At 65.5% G+C, this 17300-nt stretch carries 13 protein-coding genes; 7 read left to right on the forward strand and 6 right to left on the reverse strand.

Translation table 11 applies throughout. The annotated features are described in order from the left end of the window. Positions 1-133: 133 nt before the first annotated feature. Positions 134-1225 carry a histidine kinase dimerization/phosphoacceptor domain -containing protein gene (locus JAN5088_RS08450; protein ID WP_055682385.1) on the forward strand — a complete coding sequence of 364 codons (1092 nt, stop codon included), beginning with the start codon at positions 134-136 and terminating at the stop codon, positions 1223-1225. Positions 1226-1454: 229 nt separating this feature from the next. Here the strand turns inward: JAN5088_RS08450 and thrS are convergent, their stop codons facing one another. Further along, entirely contained in the window at positions 1455-3401 is a 1947-nt protein-coding gene (thrS, locus tag JAN5088_RS08455; protein WP_055682386.1) for a threonine--tRNA ligase, read from the reverse strand. Positions 3402-3547: 146 nt separating this feature from the next. Here thrS and JAN5088_RS08460 point away from each other — a divergent pair, with 146 nt between their 5' ends. The 4 genes from JAN5088_RS08460 (at position 3548) to JAN5088_RS19225 (ending at position 9886) form a co-directional block, all read left to right on the forward strand. Beyond that, on the forward strand, positions 3548-4390 hold the full coding sequence (locus JAN5088_RS08460) for a universal stress protein (RefSeq protein ID WP_055682387.1): 843 nt from the start codon (positions 3548-3550) through the stop codon (positions 4388-4390). Positions 4391-4508: 118 nt separating this feature from the next. Further along, positions 4509-5954 carry an IMP dehydrogenase gene (gene guaB, locus JAN5088_RS08465; RefSeq protein WP_055682388.1) on the forward strand — a complete coding sequence of 482 codons (1446 nt, stop codon included), beginning with the start codon at positions 4509-4511 and terminating at the stop codon, positions 5952-5954. 24 nt (positions 5955-5978) lie between these two features. After that, on the forward strand, positions 5979-7157 hold the full coding sequence (locus JAN5088_RS08470; protein WP_055682389.1) for an RsmB/NOP family class I SAM-dependent RNA methyltransferase: 1179 nt from the start codon (positions 5979-5981) through the stop codon (positions 7155-7157). A gap of 179 nt (positions 7158-7336) precedes the next feature. Then, on the forward strand, positions 7337-9886 hold the full coding sequence (locus tag JAN5088_RS19225) for an ATP-binding response regulator (protein ID WP_233489745.1): 2550 nt from the start codon (positions 7337-7339) through the stop codon (positions 9884-9886). Between the two features lie 4 nt (positions 9887-9890). On the opposite strand, the gene JAN5088_RS08480 is transcribed toward JAN5088_RS19225, so the two are convergent. Continuing rightward, positions 9891-10475, reverse strand: coding sequence for a hypothetical protein (locus JAN5088_RS08480; RefSeq protein WP_055682391.1), 585 nt, complete (start codon positions 10473-10475; stop codon positions 9891-9893). A 178-nt stretch (positions 10476-10653) separates the two neighbouring features. On the opposite strand from JAN5088_RS08480, the gene recA reads away from it, so the two are divergent. Together recA and alaS are read left to right on the forward strand one after the other, a co-directional pair. After that, positions 10654-11736, forward strand: a complete 1083-nt coding sequence (gene recA / locus JAN5088_RS08485) for a recombinase RecA (protein WP_055682392.1) — start codon at positions 10654-10656, stop codon at positions 11734-11736. 133 nt (positions 11737-11869) lie between these two features. Then, entirely contained in the window at positions 11870-14518 is a 2649-nt protein-coding gene (gene alaS / locus JAN5088_RS08490; protein ID WP_055682393.1) for an alanine--tRNA ligase, read from the forward strand. Positions 14519-14550: 32 nt separating this feature from the next. On the opposite strand, the gene JAN5088_RS08495 is transcribed toward alaS, so the two are convergent. The 4 genes from JAN5088_RS08495 to JAN5088_RS08510 all read right to left on the reverse strand — a co-directional run bounded on the left by JAN5088_RS08495 (position 14551) and on the right by JAN5088_RS08510 (position 17192). Next, the gene (locus JAN5088_RS08495) at positions 14551-14877 is read right to left on the reverse strand and encodes a DMT family transporter (RefSeq protein WP_177220063.1); all 327 of its coding nucleotides are present in this window, start codon (positions 14875-14877) and stop codon (positions 14551-14553) included. After that, positions 14877-15521, reverse strand: coding sequence for a YitT family protein (locus tag JAN5088_RS08500; protein ID WP_055682395.1), 645 nt, complete (start codon positions 15519-15521; stop codon positions 14877-14879). Before JAN5088_RS08500 ends, JAN5088_RS08495 begins: the two co-directional genes overlap by 1 nt. A gap of 78 nt (positions 15522-15599) precedes the next feature. Then, positions 15600-16814, reverse strand: coding sequence for an NADP-dependent isocitrate dehydrogenase (locus JAN5088_RS08505; protein ID WP_055682396.1), 1215 nt, complete (start codon positions 16812-16814; stop codon positions 15600-15602). 132 nt (positions 16815-16946) lie between these two features. After that, positions 16947-17192: a hypothetical protein gene (locus tag JAN5088_RS08510; protein ID WP_055682397.1), complete on the reverse strand. Its 246-nt coding sequence runs from the start codon at positions 17190-17192 to the stop codon at positions 16947-16949. Between the last annotated feature and the right edge of the window lie 108 nt (positions 17193-17300).

Consider the following 17300-nt stretch of genomic DNA (forward strand, 5'->3'; position numbering starts at 1 on the left):
TCTGGCTAGGCTCTGGCCATATTTCTGGTGGATCCGTGATTCCGGGCCGCCGCACAATTGGATTTTTTTTTCGACCCGGTTTGGGATTGCGACTGGCTGCCTGCTGGACCGGATGTACAAGAGGCCGTCTCCGATGATTGCACCGATTCATCCCGATTACGTCGACCGCCTTGCCGCCATCCGGCGCTACGACCTGGGAACATCCGCGCATGACGGTGCCTTTGACGGGCTGGTATCGCTCGCGGCGCAGATCTGTCATTGCCCCATCGCGCTGGTGTCCATCGTGCATGAGGACGATCAGCGGTTCGAGGCGCGATGCGGGCTCGACCGGGAGTCGACGCCTCTCAATATGGCGATCTGCAGTCATGCCATCCTGCAGGATGAAATCCTCGAGATTCCCGATACGCGTCTCGACATGCGCACGCGCGACAATCCGCTGGTTACCGATCCAGACGATCCGCTGCTGTTCTATGCCGGCGCGCAGATCGTGACGAAAGGCGGTGTGTCGCTCGGCACGCTCTGCGTCCTTGACCGCAGGCCGCGCAGGCTGGGCGATGCGGAGCGGGCAAGCCTTCGCATCCTCGCCGATCAGGTGATGCAGCGGCTGGAGTTGCACGAGGCGCTGCGCCAGCAGGAGGCGATGCGCCGTGAGGTCGATCACCGGGTGAAGAACAGCCTCGCGAACGTGGCGGCAATGACGCGGATGGCCGCACGCAAGGCCGCGCCCGAAGCGCGCGGCGCCCTTCTGGCAGTCGAGCGGCGCATCAACGTGATGGTTGAATTGCATGAGGATCTGCACCGGGCCGACGACCCTGACGGGCCGATCGAACTGTCGGATTACCTTGGCCGCGTGGCAGGTCACCTTCAGCATATCTCGCCCCCAGGGGTGGAGATCGACGCTGAGTTCGATCCCGTCGCGCTGGTCGGGCGCCGGGCGTCGGCCCTGGGCGTGCTGTTGAACGAGATGATCTCGAACTCTTGCAAGCATGCTTTTGAGGACGGGCAATCAGGGCGCATCGTGGTGCGGGGCAGGGATCTCGGCGACGGGCGCTATCTGATGTCCTGCAAGGACGATGGCATCGGAGCCGCGGCCCCCGACGGCAAGGGCGGGCTGGGCCGCCACATCATGCGGGCCTCGGCCACGCAGCTTGACGGAGAGTTACGCCTGACCCCGTCTGCAGATGGCTATCTGGCGGAACTCGAGTTTCCGGTCAGCCCGGTCTGACGCCGTACCCGAACGAAAATCGACCCGCGCGGGGCGCGGGCCGATCAACCATCGGGAGATTTCGGCGTCGATCCGAGCAGGGAGATCGTAAAGGGGGGAGGATGCTGATCGTCCCGGCTCCGGATCGTCGCCTTGGGTGCGAAGATGCCCGTCAAATGTGTCAGGTTTGCGACTCCTCAACAGTCATGTCGCGACAGTGCGGCCCGTCGGCCACACTGTCGCCCGTCAGTCAACGAAGATCCGGCGGGGTCGCCTCCGCCGCGAGGTCCTGCGTCACGCGGTCGAGCGCGATGACCTGCGTGGTCTTCTCGCCCAGACGGCGGAGCGTAACCGTGCGGTCCGCCACTTCCTGCCGGCCGATGGCAAGGATCACCGGCACCTTCGACAGGGAATGTTCGCGCACCTTGTAGTTGATCTTCTCATTGCGCACGTCCGCCTCGGCGCGGACGCCGGCGCGGGTCAGAACCTCGACCACCTCGCGCACGTAATCGTCCGCCTCCGACACGATCGAAGCCACGACGACCTGCCGCGGGGCGAGCCAGACGGGCAGGCGTCCGGCGGAGTTCTCGATCAGGATGCCGATGAACCGCTCGAAGCTGCCCAAGGTGGCACGGTGCAGCATGTACGGACGGTGTTTCGCGCTGTCCTCGCCCACATAAGTCGCGCCCAGCCGTTCCGGCAGGTTCGGATCGACCTGGAAGGTGCCGCATTGCCAGACCCGGCCGATGGCATCGGTGAGGTAGAAGTCGAGCTTGGGTCCATAGAACGCGCCGTCGCCTTCCTCGACCCGGTAGGCGTTGCCGGTGGACTTGATCGCCGCCTCCAACGCGCCTTCGACATGGTCCCAGCTTTCGTCGCTGCCCACCCGATTTTCGGGACGGGTGGCGAAGGCGATCTCGAACTGCTCGAAGCCAAGGTCGCGATAGGTCTCGGACAGGAACTCGATGAAGCGGGCACATTCATCCTGGATCTGGTCTTCCGTGCAGAAGATGTGACCGTCGTCCTGCGTGAATCCGCGCACGCGCATGATGCCGTGCAAAGCACCCGAGGGCTCATACCGGTTGCACGATCCGAACTCGGCCATCCGCAGCGGAAGGTCGCGATAGGATTTCAGGCCCTGATTGAAAACCTGAACGTGGCAGGGGCAGTTCATGGGCTTGAGCGCGTTGACCGCTTTTTCGCGGGCGTGTTCCTCGTCCACCTCGACGATGAACATGTGATCCTGATACTTGTCCCAGTGGCCCGACGCCTCCCACAGTTTGCGGTCGACGACCTGCGGGGTGTTCACCTCGACATAACCGCCGCGACGCTGCCGGCGGCGCATGTAATCCTGCAGCGTGACATAGATCGTCCAGCCGTTCGGGTGCCAGAACACCTGACCGGGCGCCTCCTCCTGCATGTGGAACAGGTCCATCTCGCGGCCCAGGCGGCGGTGGTCGCGCGCTTCGGCCTCCTCCAGGAACTTCAGGTGGGCCTTCAGGTCGTCGCGATTGCGGAAGGCGATACCATAGATGCGCTGTAACTGCGGCCGCGTGCTGTCGCCCAGCCAATAGGCCGAGGACACCCGCGTCAACTTGAACGCATCCGCCGGGATCTGGCCCGTATGCTGCAGGTGCGGACCGCGGCACAGGTCCTGCCATTCGCCGTGCCAATACATGCGGATCGGCTCGTTCCCCGGAATCCGGTCCAGAAGCTCGACCTTGAACGGCTCCTCCGCCTTTTCGTAGTAGGCGCGCGCATCCTCACGTGACCAGACCTCGGTGCGGACCTTGTCGCGCGCGGCGATGATCTTCTTCATCTCGGCTTCGATGGCGCCCAGGTCGTCGGGGGTAAACGGCTCCTGCCGGTCGAAGTCGTAGAACCATCCGAAGTCGCGGACCGGCCCGATCGTGACCTTCACGTCAGGATAGAGCTGCTGGACCGCGCGAGCCATGACATGCGCCAGATCGTGCCGGATCAGCTCCAGCGCCGGCCCGTCGTCCTGCATGGTGTTGATCGAGATAGCGGCGTCCGTCTCGATGGGCCAGGCGAGGTCCCAGTGGGCACCGTTCACCTGCGCAGAAATCGCCTTCTTGGACAGGGACTTGCTTATCCCCTCGGCCACCTCGCCGGGCGTCGTGCCCTGGGGGACATCGCGCGTGTTGCCATCGGGAAAGGTGAGGGTGATCTGGGACATGGAACCTGTCCTCCGTCGTTTCGGCGCCCACGGAACGCCCGGTTGCGGGTATGTGCGGCGCCTTTTGAAGCCTGCGTTGACGCAGGTCAAGGTGCGCGACCGCCGCCCGTGCCAGCCTTGCCCCGACCATCCCCAAGGAGGACATCATGGGCCCCATCATCGTCGCGACCGACCTGAGCCCCCGTTCCGACCGCGCCATGCTGCGCGCCGCGCGCATCGCCAAGGAGCAGGACGCGCCGCTCCACATCCTCCACATCCTCGACGAGGAACTGCCCGCCGCCATCCTGCACGGGCATGCCGAAGATGCGAAGAAGACCCTGCAATCGCGCGTTGACCAGACGCCCGAAATCGCCGACCGCAGCCCGCGGGTCGACATCGAGGTGGGCCACCTGTCCCGCCTGCTGCCCGGCATCCTGTCCGATCGGAAGCCCGGCCTTCTGGTTCTCGGCTCGCACCGCGACCGGGGTCTGGCGGAACTGATCGGCCAGCCCAGCCTGTCGCGCATCATGGCGGTGTCCGACGTGCCGATCCTGCTCGCGGTGGGCGAGCCTGACCGCGATTATGCCAAGGCGCTTGCCGGATGGGACTTCTCGGCTGCGGGCAATGCCGCGGTCGACCTGTCACGGAGGATCGCCCCCGACGCCTCGCTGACGCTGGTGCACGCCTGGGACGACTTCGCGGCGGTCGCGCCCTATGGCGGCTCGATGGGCGTCGGTGCCAGCCCCGCCACCGTCGCCCGGCTGGAGGAGTCGATGGAAAGTGCGGTCGCCGACCTGCACAAGACCTATCCCGATGCGACCATCGACCAGCATACCCAGATGGGCGGGGCAGCGCATGTCATCCTGCGGCTCGCGGCCGACCGGTCGGCGGACCTGATCGTCATGGGCCGCCATGCCCGCTCCGGCATCGCGCGGTTCTTCCTCGGCCACACCGCCACCGCGGTGGCCCTGCGGTCGCCTTGCGACGTGTTGATCGCACCGTCGAGCTGACGACGTCCCGGCGGGGCCGGACAGGTACGCCCCGCGCGGCTCTCCGGCGCGGGGTTGCCCTCCGCGTCGCGGCGTGAAACAGGAAATTGCCAACCGACACATCCTACGGAGACCCCCGATGGAGATTCGCGAGGCCCTCACCTTCGATGACGTCCTGCTCGTCCCCGGCGCCAGTCATGTCCTGCCCGCGACGGCGGACACACGCACCCGCGTCACGAAATCCATCGGCCTGAACATCCCCCTGCTATCGTCGGCCATGGACACCGTGACCGAGGCGCGCATGGCCATTGCCATGGCGCAGGCGGGGGGGATGGGGGTGATTCACCGCAATCTCGACCTCGACGCGCAGCAGCAGGAGGTGCGCCGGGTCAAGCGGTTCGAAAGCGGCATCGTCTACAACCCCGTGACCCTTCGTCCGGACCAGACGCTGGCCGACGCCAAGGCGCTGCAGGACCGGTACCGCGTGACCGGCTTCCCCGTGATCGACGGTAGCGGCCGCGTGCTGGGCATCGTGACCAACCGCGACATGCGCTTCGCCTCCGACGATGCGACGCCGGTGGCCACGATGATGACCTCCGAACGGCTCGCCCTGCTGCGCGAACCCGTGGACCTCGCCGAAGCCAAGTCGATGATGCACGCACGGCGCATCGAGAAGCTGCTGATCGTGAACGACGAGGGGCATCTGACGGGGCTTCTGACCATCAAGGATATCGAACAGGCGGTGCTGAACCCTCACGCCTGCAAGGACGCGCTCGGCCGCCTGCGCGTGGCCGCCGCGACGACCGTGGGCGATGCGGGCTTCGAGCGGTCGGAGGCGCTGATCGACGCCGGGTGCGACCTGATCGTCGTGGATACGGCGCATGGCCACAGCGAGGGCGTCGGCCGCGCCGTCGACCGCATCAAGCGGCTGTCGAACGACGTGCAGGTCCTGGCGGGCAACGTGGCCACGGCCGACGGCACCCGCGCCCTGATCGACGCGGGCGCGGACGGGGTCAAGGTGGGCATCGGACCCGGTTCGATCTGCACCACGCGCATCGTCGCGGGCGTGGGCGTGCCGCAGCTTTCGGCCATCATCGACGCCGCAAGTGCCGCAGGCGACGTGCCAGTCGTCGCGGACGGCGGCATCAAGTTCTCCGGCGATTTCGCCAAGGCCATCGCGGCCGGCGCCTCCTGCGCCATGGTCGGCAGCATGATCGCTGGCACCGACGAGTCGCCGGGCGAGGTCATCCTGTACCAGGGTCGATCGTTCAAATCCTATCGCGGCATGGGCAGCCTGGGCGCAATGGCGCGCGGGTCGGCCGACCGCTACTTCCAGAAGGACGCGGCCAGCGACAAACTCGTTCCCGAGGGGATCGAAGGACAGGTGGCCTACAAGGGCAGCGCGGCTGCCGTCGTGCATCAGCTCGTCGGCGGCCTTCGGGCGGCGATGGGGTACACCGGCTGCGCCACCGTGGACGAGATGCGGCGCAACTGCACCTTCGTCAGGATCACCAACGCCGGCCTGAAGGAAAGCCATGTCCACGACGTCCAGATCACGCGCGAAAGCCCGAACTATCGGACCTGACGTCGCCGTCGTCCGGGGGCCGCAATGACGCCCGGCGCGCGCGTTCAGGCGGCGATCGAGGTGCTGGACCGGGTTCTCCGCGGTGCCCCTGCCGAGCGGGAATTGACGGCTTGGAGCCGCGCCAGCCGCTATGCCGGATCGAAGGATCGCGCCGCCGTCCGTGATTACGTCTTCGACGTCCTGCGGAACCTGCGATCCGCCGCCTGGGCGGGGGGGCAGGGGGACGTGCCGCTTGCCAGCATGGATGCACGTGCCGTGATGGCGGGCCTCCTCCGCCTGCACGGGGTCGATCCGGCAAGCCTTTTTACCGGCGAGGGTCACGCCCCCGATCCCATTCATCTGTCCGACGACCCAGGCCCGATGCCGGACGGCGTCCGCGCCGACCTGCCCGACTGGCTGCTCGGTCCGATGCGCGACGGCCTGGGCAGCAAAAGCGCGGACGTGTTCGAGGCGCTTCGCACCCGCGCGCCGGTGTTCCTTCGCACGAACCTCGCCCGCATCACGCGAGCGGAGCTCGTCGAACGGCTCCGGGCCGGCGGCTTCGATGCCGCAGCCGAACCCTTTGCAACCGGGGCCATCCGCATCGAAGGCCAAGCGCGCGGCCTGTCGAACCTTGATGCCTTTGCCGACGGCCTGTTCGAGTTTCAGGACGCCGGATCGCAGTCCCTGGTCGACCGGCTGCCGCTGACGCCGGGTGCCCGGATTCTGGACCTCTGCGCCGGTGGCGGCGGCAAGACCCTTGCCATGGCCGCACGCGGAGCCGGTCCGCTGTTCGCCCATGACGCCGACCCGGCCAGGCTGCGCGACCTGCCACTCCGCGCGGCGCGGGCGGGGGCGTCCGTCACCCTGCTTTCCCGGCCGGAAGACTCTGCGCCATTCGAAGGCGTCGTGGCCGACGTGCCATGCTCCGGCAGCGGCAGTTGGCGCCGTGCGCCCGAGGCCCGCTGGCGCCTCACGCCGCAAAGGCTGGCCGAGTTGAACAGGTTGCAGGACGAGATTCTGGATCGCGCGATTGCCCTGACGCAGCCGGGCGGATGGATCGCCTATATGACCTGTTCGGTCCTCGACGCCGAAAACACACAGCGCATCCGGGCCGCCCTGGACCGTGACGGCCGTCTCGAGCCGCTCTCGCAATGGTTCTGCCTTCCGGTCGAGGGCGGGCCGGACGGCTTCTATCTCGCCCTCCTTCGCCGTCTGGGTTAACGGGTTCGGGGCCTTTCGTGGTAGCACTGTTAAGGGCGTCTTAACTTTTGGCCCCGATAGCTGGCGGGGACGATTCCATCACCGCGTCCGGCCGGACGGCAGGCAGGGAGGCTGGTTTTTTGGGCGAAACGGCAAAGCTGCTCCGGCATCTGCGGAACGGGTCATCGGTGTTCCTTCTCGTGGCGCTCGGTGCGCTCGCGGTGTCCTTCGCGACCGAGGCCGGTCCGTCGCGCCTGCTGTTGATGACGGCCGCCGGGGCGCTTGGATCGGTCGTGATCCTGCTCTATCTCGCTACGGGCATCATGGGCCGAATGGCGCGACAGCGGTTGCGCATCGTGATGGACTTCCTCGAACACGACAACGCGCCCGGTTTCTGCACGGACGAGGATGGCGCGATCTTCGCCCAGAACCGTTCGGCGGTCGAACGGTTCGGCGCCCACGACGGCAGCACCGTGACCCGCGCGTTGGAGTCCCTGTTCGCGAATCCCGACGCGGTGGTCCATCGCCTCCGGTCTGCGGCGCAGGGCCGCTCGACTGCCCGCGAAGACGTGGTGACCCGGCGCGGCCACGTTCGCGTTGCCGTGCACCGCGTCCCCGGCGGCTTCCTGTGGCGTCTGGAGGACCTTGTGGAACGCCCCCCACGCGGCGCCGACGGTATCGGGCTTCCGATGCTCACGTTCGGGCCATCCGGCACCATCCTCTACATGAACGAGGTTCTGCGCACGGGCGTGGGACGCAGGGTCAAGCGCATTCGCGATCTTTTCGAGGACGTGCCGTTGGAGAACGGCGGCCTCAATCGCCTGCTCGCAAAATCCGGCACGACCGACGTCCGTGTGGTGCTTTCCGAACCGGTCAACGGTCGGCAGGAGGTCTTCGTCCTGCCCGCCGGGCGGGCCGCCGAAGGACAGGTCGCGCTGGATGCGTTGCCGGTCGCACTGCTCCGCCTCGACGCCGAGGGCCGGGTCTCCTTCGCCAACCGCCTCGCGCGCGACCTGCTGCCCGCGACCGCCAACGGCGACGAACGCCGCCTCGCCGCCATGGTCGAGGGGCTAGGCCGCAGCGTCCGGGAGTGGGTGAGCGAAGCGGCGGCCGGACGGGGCCTCTACCGCGCCGAGGTCGTGCGCGTCACCGGAGCGGAAGTCGAGACCTATCTCCAAATTACCCTCGGCCGCCCGATGAACGACGGCGAAGGGGGGCTGCTGGCGGTTCTCAACGACGCCACCGAGCTGAAGACGCTGGAGGCGCAGTTCGTCCAGAGCCAGAAGATGCAGGCCATCGGTCAGCTGGCCGGCGGTGTCGCGCATGATTTCAACAACCTGCTGACCGCGATTTCGGGGCACTGCGATCTGTTAATGCTTCGCCACGGTGAGGGCGACGACGACTATGCCGATCTGACGCAGATCACCCAGAATGCGAACCGGGCCGCGGCCCTTGTGGGCCAGCTTCTGGCGTTCTCGCGCAAGCAGACCCTTGAGATGCGCCCGATCGACCTGCGCGATACTCTGGGCGATCTTGCTCATCTCCTTAACCGACTCGTGGGGGAACGGGTGACGCTGCGTCTCCAGCACGATCCCGCCCTCCTTCCTATTCGTGGCGACCGGAGGCAGCTTGAACAGGTGCTGATGAACCTCGTCGTGAACGCGCGCGATGCGATGCAGGACGGCGGCGAGATCCTTATCGAGACGGAATGCCGGTATCTTGCCACGTCGATGAATCGCGACCGGGTTTCCGTGCCCGCCGGTCAGTACGTGGTCGTGACCGTTTCCGACCAGGGTCGCGGTATTTCCCCCGACAACCTGACAAGGATATTCGAGCCGTTCTTCACCACCAAGCGCCCCGGCGAAGGCACCGGTCTCGGACTGAGCATGGCCTACGGAATCATCAAGCAATCGGGCGGCTACATCTTCGCCGACAGCACGTCCGGCCAGGGAACGTGCTTCAGCCTCTATTTCCCTGCCCTGACCGATCAGTCGGAAATCGAAGGGGCGGTCGAACCGGCGCAGCCCGGATGCGCGGGCGTCGCTCCGGCGCTGATGCTGCCGGATCTCCTTCCCCCGGCGCCGCCGGCGGCCGAGGTCATCGACGAAGAGTCCCAAAAGGACGAGAACGGCAAGTCCCCGATGGTGGACCCCGAGGTTCCGGCAGAGGGTGAGGGAGCCGATGACATTCTGCGATCTCTTCTCGCGCAAACGGACGATGCGGATGGGGATGCGGAGGAGGTTGCCGATAGTTCGGCCTTCGACGAAGAGGTTTTGGCGACCGAAACTGCAGGCGATGAGGCCATCGTCTTGAGGCAGACGGCTTCTGTGGCGGGTGATAGTCGACCGGACAATGACGATCACGGTACGAGCCTGACTTCGACGTCTCGCCCCGTCGTCCTGTTGGTGGAGGACGAAGCGCCGGTCCGGGCGTTCGCCTGCCGCGCGCTCCGCCTTCGAGGATATGATGTGGTCGAGGCCGAGAACGCGGAATCCGCCCTGGAACAGTTGTCGGACGCGGACCTGTCCGTCGATCTGTTCGTGACCGACGTGATGATGCCCGGCCTCGACGGACCCACTTGGGTGCGTGAAGCAATGAAGACCCGCCCCGACGTGAGGACGATCTTCATTTCCGGCTATACGCAGGATGCCCTTTCGGAAACCAGCGTTCCGGTGCCGAATGCGATCTTCCTGCCGAAGCCGTTCTCTCTCTCTGACTTGACCCGTACAGTGGAACGCGCGCTCGGCTGAGCCTTCAGCTGCCCCGGGCGTTCTTCCAAAGCGCGAAATCCTCGGCGTACGCAGCCTGCAGTCGGTCAAGGTGTTCGGGTGCGAGCACAAGATCGCCCGGGGGTGAGACGTTTGCGCGGTCGAGCGTGATTTCCCGTTCCAGCCGGTCTTCAAGGAAGGCACGCAAGCCCACTCCGTCGTCATGGCGAAAGAGGTGATCGACCCCTCCTGATAGGAACCTTGATTGCGCCCCCACCCGCGCGAAATCCGGTTGAGGGTCGGCCAGATACCCTGCCACGAAGTCGTCGAACGTCATCCCGGCCGTCGAATTCGGCTGACCCTTCAGGTCGGCCCGCCTCCGGTATCGATACCAACTTCCCAGCCAGGAGATGGGCTCCCTGATCACGGCCAGAAGATCGAGAGGCCGCTTTCCCTTCTGCTCGAAAAAAGGAGCGAGTTCGCGGCGGTACTTTCGAACGGTGCAATGCTTCAGGCCGGGCGGATTGACGATTGCGGCGTCGGCCCAGGGTGCCAGTGCATTCTCAAGTGCGGTCGTGCCGGTCTTCGGCACCGCAAGCACCACCAGCCTTGCTTTCCAGAAAACGAGCATCGAAACCTCCCGACCGACCTTGGCCGGTAACGATAATTTAACCATCCGGCCGCAGGATCGGCGCCAGCCCGGAAGGGCTTGCAAGCGTTCCGCTTATGTTCCATACAATAGGAAGAACATAATGCGAACGACAACCAGATTGCCGCTGCTGCGGCAGCATGCAACAAGGTCCCAAATCATGGCAACGGCGAACCTACTCGACATGGCTGACAAACGCAGCGCAGACAAGCAGAAGGCCCTCGACAGCGCCTTGGCGCAGATCGAACGGCAGTTCGGCAAGGGCTCGATCATGAAGCTCGGCGGGCAGAACCAGATGCCCGACATCGAGGCGACATCCACGGGATCTCTCGGGCTCGACATCGCGCTCGGCATCGGTGGCCTCCCCAAGGGGCGCATCATCGAGGTCTATGGCCCCGAGTCGTCCGGCAAGACGACGTTGACACTGCATGCCGTGGCCGAGGAGCAGAAGAAGGGTGGCGTCTGCGCCTTCGTCGACGCGGAACATGCTCTCGATCCGCAGTACGCCAAGAGGCTGGGCGTCAACCTGGATGAACTCCTCATCTCGCAGCCCGACACGGGTGAGCAGGCGCTGGAGATCGTGGATACGCTGGTGCGGTCGGGTGCGGTCAGCATGGTGGTGGTCGATTCCGTCGCCGCGCTGACGCCTAAGTCCGAACTGGAAGGCGACATGGGCGACAGCTCGGTCGGCGTTCATGCCCGGTTGATGAGCCAGGCCATGCGCAAGCTGACCGGATCGATTTCACGGTCCAACTGCATGGTCATCTTCATCAACCAGATCCGCATGAAGATCGGCGTGATGTTCGGATCGCCGGAAACGACGACGGGCGGAAATGCCCTGAAGTTCTATGCCTCCGTCCGTCTCGACATCCGCAGGATCGGTTCGGTCAAGGACCGGGATGAGATCGTCGGAAACACGACCAAGGTGAAGGTCGTCAAGAACAAGGTCGCTCCCCCGTTCAAGGTTGTCGAATTCGATATCATGTACGGCGAAGGGATCTCGAAGACCGGTGAATTGCTGGACCTTGGCGTCAAGGCGGGCGTGGTCGACAAATCGGGCGCGTGGTACAGCTACGGCGACGAACGCATCGGCCAGGGGCGCGAGAATTCGAAGCTGTTTCTCAAGGACAACCCCGAGGTGGCCGCGGCAATCGAGGACAAGATCCGGGCTGCGCATGGTCTCGACTTCAACATGGCCGATGGTGACAGCGACGACACCAAGGACGATTTCATCGACGAGTGATCGCCCGTCGCGTCGGAGCATCGCTTCGACGCCCGGAGAGACCATCAGCAAGGGTCGCCGTTCGGCGGCCCTTTCGCTTGTTCACCGCTTCCACCACCGCTAACTAGGCGCGCATCCGACCAGAGGGACCAAAATGGCCAGCCTGAACGACATCCGTAGAACATTCCTGGATTACTTCGTCCGCAACGGCCACGCGGAAGTCGACTCAAGCCCTCTCGTCCCGCGCAACGACCCGACGTTGATGTTCACCAACTCGGGCATGGTCCAGTTCAAGAACGTCTTCACCGGGGTCGAGACGCGCGACTACGATCGCGCGACCACGTCGCAGAAGTGCGTGCGCGCGGGCGGCAAGCACAACGATCTCGACAATGTGGGCTATACCGCGCGCCACCATACGTTCTTCGAGATGCTGGGCAATTTCAGCTTCGGTGACTATTTCAAGTCGGATGCGATCCCCTTTGCCTGGGAGCTTCTCACGCGGGACTTCGGGATCGACCGCGACCGCCTGCTGGTCACGATCTACCATACCGACGACGAAGCGGCGTCCATCTGGAAGAAGGTGGCCGGGTTGCCGGATGAACGGATCATCCGCATCGCGTCCGACGACAACTTCTGGCGGATGGGCCCGACCGGTCCGTGCGGGCCCTGCACCGAGATCTTCTACGATCACGGACCACAGATTGCTGGCGGTCCTCCGGGCAGTCCCGACGAGGACGGCGACCGGTTCATCGAGATCTGGAACCTGGTGTTCATGCAGAACGAGCAGCTCGCCGATGGAACCATGCGTCCGCTCGACATGCAGTCGATCGACACCGGCATGGGGCTGGAGCGGATCGGCGCGTTGCTGCAGGGCAAGCACGACAACTACGATACCGACCTGATGCGCGCTCTGATCGAAGCCTCCGCACATGCGACCTCGACCGATCCGGACGGCCCGGAAAATATCCATCATCGCGTCATCGCCGACCACCTTCGCTCCACGTCGTTCCTGATCGCGGACGGCGTGATGCCGTCGAACGAAGGGCGCGGCTATGTGCTGCGGCGGATCATGCGCCGCGCGATGCGCCACGCGCATCAGGCCGGCGCAAAGGACCTGGTCATGCACCGGTTGGTCCCGGCGCTGGTGCAGCAGATGGGACAACATTATCCGGAACTGGGCCGCGCGAAGGCGTTGATCGAGGAAACCCTGCGCGGCGAGGAGGAGCGGTTCCGCTCCACCCTCGACCGTGGGCTGCGGCTTTTGGAGGAGGAGGTCGCGAAGCTGCCTGAAGGCGGCACACTGGGCGGCGACGCGGCGTTCAAGCTCTATGACACCTATGGCTTTCCCCTCGACCTCACGCAGGATGCCCTTCGGGAGAAGGGGCTGTCCGTCGACAACGATGGCTTCGAGGCCGCGATGTCCGAACAGAAGTCCCGCGCGCGCGCGGCTTGGGCGGGCTCTGGCGAACAGGCCGACGCGGCCATCTGGTTCGACCTGGCCGAACGGCACGGGACGACTGAATTCCTGGGTTACGATACCGAAACGGCCGAAGGTCAGGTGCAGGCGCTGGTGCGGGACGGGGCCGAAGTGGCAATGGCCAGCGAGGGCGAGACAGTGAGTGTCGTCGTCAACCAGACTCCCTTCTACGCCGAGGCGGGTGGGCAGGTCGGCGACACCGGTACTATCCGGACCGGGACCGGGCGCGCAACCGTCACCGACACGCGCCGCTCGGCCGGTGTCGTCATGCATCTGGCGCGCGTCGACGAGGGACAGATCAAACCGGGCCAAGCGGCCGAACTGGTCGTCGAGCATAGTCGACGCAGCGCCATTCGCGCCAACCACTCCGCGACGCATCTGCTGCACGAAGCGCTGCGGGGTGTTCTGGGCGAGCATGTGGCGCAGCGCGGGTCGCTAAATGCTTCGGATCGTCTGCGTTTTGATTTCAGTCACGGGCAGGCCGTTAAGCCCGAGGAACTTGCGCGTGTCGAGGCGGAGGTGAACGACTTCATCCGTCAGAACTCCGAAGTCTCCACCCGGATCATGGCGCCGGATGCGGCACGCGAGCTCGGCGCACAGGCCTTGTTCGGTGAGAAATACGGTGACGAGGTACGCGTCGTCTCGATGGGATCCCTCGAAGGGTCAGGCAAAGGCACCGACAAGCGGACCTATTCGATCGAACTTTGCGGCGGCACGCATGTCGGTCGCACGGGCGAGATCGGGGCTTTCGTCACGTTGGGCGACCAGGCCAGCAGCGCCGGCGTCCGGCGGATCGAGGCGCTGACGGGGCAGGCCGCGCTCGACCACCTTCGGGCGCAGGATCAGCGCGTTTCGGAGCTGGCAAACCTGTTCAAGGCCCAACCGGAGGAAGTCGGCGCTCGGGTTCGGGCGTTGATGGAAGAGCGGCGGGCATTGCAGAACGAGGTGGCGCAGCTGCGGCGCGAGCTATCCATGGGTAGCGGTGTTGAAGCCAGCGAGGTCAATGGGATCAAGGCCGTTCTTCAAGTCGTATCCGGCGTGTCCGGCAAGGATCTTGGTCCGATGATCGATGAGCAGAAGGCCGCGCTCGGCTCAGCCGTCATTGTGTTCATTGCAGACACTGGTGGGAAGCCCGCGGTCGCGGCAGGCGTGACGCGCGACCTGACGGACCGGGTCTCGGCGGTCGATCTGGTCAAGGCCGCAGTCGATGCGCTCGGCGGGCGCGGTGGCGGCGGACGGCCCGAGATGGCGCAGGGCGGCGGTGCGGACATCGCTCAGGCCGACGCGGCACTGGCGGCCGTGCGCGCGGTGATCGAAGCGGCGTGAAAAAACGGGGCCGCGACGGTCGGTCCCGTTGCCTAACCTGTGGTCCGGGAGAAGACCTGCATCACGACGATGCCCGCGACGATCAGAGCCATGCCGATGATCGCGGGCGCGTCCAGCCTTTGATCGAAGGCTGTCCAGCCGATCGCGGCGATCAGTACGATGCCAAGCCCCGACCAGATCGCATAGGCCACGCCGACGGGCACCGTCCGCAGCACCAGCGACAGCAGCACGAGCGACGTCACGAAACAGGTGAGGGTGATCGCCGATGGCACAAGACGGGTGAACCCGTCGGACACCTTGAGGGCGGTCGTTCCCACCGTCTCGAAAGCGATGGCGAGGATAAGAAGAAACCAATGCATCAGCGCCCCACGTAACGATCACGGCGGTGATTGACCGCGATTATGAGATTGACGATGACCGCGCCGATCAGCGATGCGGCCACGAGACGCGGATCCAGAACTGCGAAGGCCGCCGCGAACATCAGGCCGTCGAACCCAAGCTGCACCCAACCCGCCTGCACGCCGAAGCGTTCCTGCACCCAAAGGGCAAGGATGCCGATGCCGCCCAGCGACGCGCCGTGGCGAAAGATCACGATCAGGCCCATCCCCGTCACGGCGCCGGCAAGTGCAGATGCCGCCAGCGGCTCGATCCGCTCGAAGGCCATCACCTGCGGCAGGATCCATGACATGACCGACAGCAGGGTGACGGCAACCAGGGTGCGCCAGACGAACCGCGGCCCCATCCGCACCCAGCCCAGCACATAGAACGGCAGGTTCAGGACGAAGAACCAGACACCGAACGACCAGTCGGTGACATAGGACAGCAGGATCCCCAGCCCCGCCGTCTGCCCGGTGACGAGGCCCGCGGCGGTCAGGAGTTGCACGCCGAGCGCGCAGAGCGCGGTACCCAGAACGAAGGCCTGCGCGTCCTCCAGCGGTGAATGGGCGAGGCGCGACGGGCGGTGCGGTTCGCGGCTGTCGGGCGGGGGGGACGTTCGGGCCATGGCGCCGGTGCTAGGACCGGCGCAGGCCGTTGTCCATCGCGGAAAGGGAACGGGCCGCCCCTGGGGCGGCCCGCTATCTCAGCCGTCAAGGGCCTTGTTCAAGTTCTCGTCCACCTTCTCAAGGAACCCCATCGTCGTCAGCCACTTCTGATCGGGCCCGACCAGAAGCGCGAGATCCTTGGTCATGTCGCCGGATTCCACGGTATCGACCACGACCTTCTCCAGCGTCTCGGCGAACTCGATGAGCTTGGCGTTGTCGTCCAGCTTGCCGCGATGCTTGAGGCCGCCGGTCCATGCGAAGATCGACGCGATGGAGTTGGTCGACGTCTCCTTGCCCGCCTGATGCTGACGATAGTGGCGTGTGACAGTGCCATGCGCGGCCTCGGCCTCGACGATCTTGCCGTCAGGCGTCATCAGTTGCGACGTCATCAGGCCCAGCGACCCGAAACCCTGCGCCACGGTGTCGGACTGCACGTCGCCATCGTAGTTCTTGCAGGCCCAGACATAGCCGCCCGACCACTTCATCGCTGCCGCGACCATGTCGTCGATCAAGCGATGCTCATAGGTGATGCCGGCCTTCTGGAACTTCTCGGCGAATTCCGCGTCGAAGATCTCCTGGAAGATGTCCTTGAACCGGCCGTCATAGGCCTTGAGGATCGTGTTCTTGGTCGACAGGTAAACCGGATAGTTGCGCGCGAGGCCGTAGTTCAGCGACGCACGGGCGAAGTCGCGGATGCTGTCGTCGAGATTGTACATCGCCATCGTCACCCCCGACGACGGGGCGTCGAAGACCTCGTGCTCGATCGTCTCGCCGTCCTCGCCCACGAACTTGATGGTCAGCTTGCCGGCGCCCGGAAAGCGGAAATCGGTCGCGCGGTACTGGTCACCGTAGGCGTGGCGACCGACGATGATCGGCTGCGTCCACCCGGGCACCAGACGCGGCACGTTCGAGCAGATGATCGGCTCGCGGAAGATCACGCCGCCCAGGATGTTGCGGATCGTGCCATTGGGGCTGCGGTACATCCGCTTGAGGCCGAATTCCTCCACCCGCGCCTCGTCCGGCGTGATTGTGGCGCATTTCACGCCGACACCGATCTCCTTGATCTTGTTGGCAGCGTCCACGGTGATCTGGTCGTCGGTGCGGTCGCGCTCCTCGATGCCCAGGTCGTAGTAGAGCAGGTCAATGTCGAGGTAGGGCAGGATCAGCTTGTCCTTGATGAACTGCCAGATGATCCGCGTCATCTCGTCTCCGTCGAGCTCAACGACGGGGTTCTCTACCTTGATCTTGGACATGGGGGCCTCCGGCTTGGAATGGTGTCGCGGGCCGGATAGCGCACCTTGACCGCGCGCGCCAGTCCGTATGCCACGGTATACCGCAAACGGCGAAGGTTGACACGACCGTGGCTGAGGCCCGGCGATCAGCGGTCAGTCGTCGGACTTCACCGTCCGCTTTTTCGCTTCGAACTCCGCGATCCGGTCGCGCAGCAGGCGTTCGGCCCGGATCGCCGCCCGTTGCACCCGGACCGAGGTGACGAAGGCCTCCTGCAGGGTCTGGGAGCTGTCCCCCAAGGCGCGCGCCATGACGGCGATCATGTCGTCGTCGCCCGTCTTTTCGACATGCGCGATGACGCGGGCGGCCAGCTTGTTGGCAAGATCGTCGGCAAGGGACATGGGGCAGGGGCCTTCTGCAACGGCGGGACGCGCGCCCGCCGCACCCTGCCGCCCGTGCGGACCGGGTTCAAGACCGCCCCGAACGCCGGCGGTTCAGCGTGTCGTTTC

It is taken from the genome of Jannaschia rubra, from assembly GCF_001403735.1.
Lineage (GTDB): Bacteria > Pseudomonadota > Alphaproteobacteria > Rhodobacterales > Rhodobacteraceae > Jannaschia > Jannaschia rubra.

What these genes read in the sequence shown, in the direction of transcription:
- JAN5088_RS08480 (WP_055682391.1), bottom strand. Translation starts at nt 10,475, where the DNA reads ATGCTCGTTTTCTGGAAAGCAAGGCTGGTGGTGCTTGCGGTGCCGAAG.
- JAN5088_RS08450 (WP_055682385.1), top strand. Translation starts at nt 134, where the DNA reads ATGATTGCACCGATTCATCCCGATTACGTCGACCGCCTTGCCGCCATC.
- guaB (WP_055682388.1), top strand. Translation starts at nt 4,509, where the DNA reads ATGGAGATTCGCGAGGCCCTCACCTTCGATGACGTCCTGCTCGTCCCC.
- JAN5088_RS08470 (WP_055682389.1), top strand. Translation starts at nt 5,979, where the DNA reads ATGACGCCCGGCGCGCGCGTTCAGGCGGCGATCGAGGTGCTGGACCGG.
- JAN5088_RS08495 (WP_177220063.1), bottom strand. Translation starts at nt 14,877, where the DNA reads ATGCATTGGTTTCTTCTTATCCTCGCCATCGCTTTCGAGACGGTGGGA.
- recA (WP_055682392.1), top strand. Translation starts at nt 10,654, where the DNA reads ATGGCAACGGCGAACCTACTCGACATGGCTGACAAACGCAGCGCAGAC.
- JAN5088_RS08505 (WP_055682396.1), bottom strand. Translation starts at nt 16,814, where the DNA reads ATGTCCAAGATCAAGGTAGAGAACCCCGTCGTTGAGCTCGACGGAGAC.
- JAN5088_RS08500 (WP_055682395.1), bottom strand. Translation starts at nt 15,521, where the DNA reads ATGGCCCGAACGTCCCCCCCGCCCGACAGCCGCGAACCGCACCGCCCG.
- thrS (WP_055682386.1), bottom strand. Translation starts at nt 3,401, where the DNA reads ATGTCCCAGATCACCCTCACCTTTCCCGATGGCAACACGCGCGATGTC.
- JAN5088_RS08510 (WP_055682397.1), bottom strand. Translation starts at nt 17,192, where the DNA reads ATGTCCCTTGCCGACGATCTTGCCAACAAGCTGGCCGCCCGCGTCATC.
- alaS (WP_055682393.1), top strand. Translation starts at nt 11,870, where the DNA reads ATGGCCAGCCTGAACGACATCCGTAGAACATTCCTGGATTACTTCGTC.
- JAN5088_RS08460 (WP_055682387.1), top strand. Translation starts at nt 3,548, where the DNA reads ATGGGCCCCATCATCGTCGCGACCGACCTGAGCCCCCGTTCCGACCGC.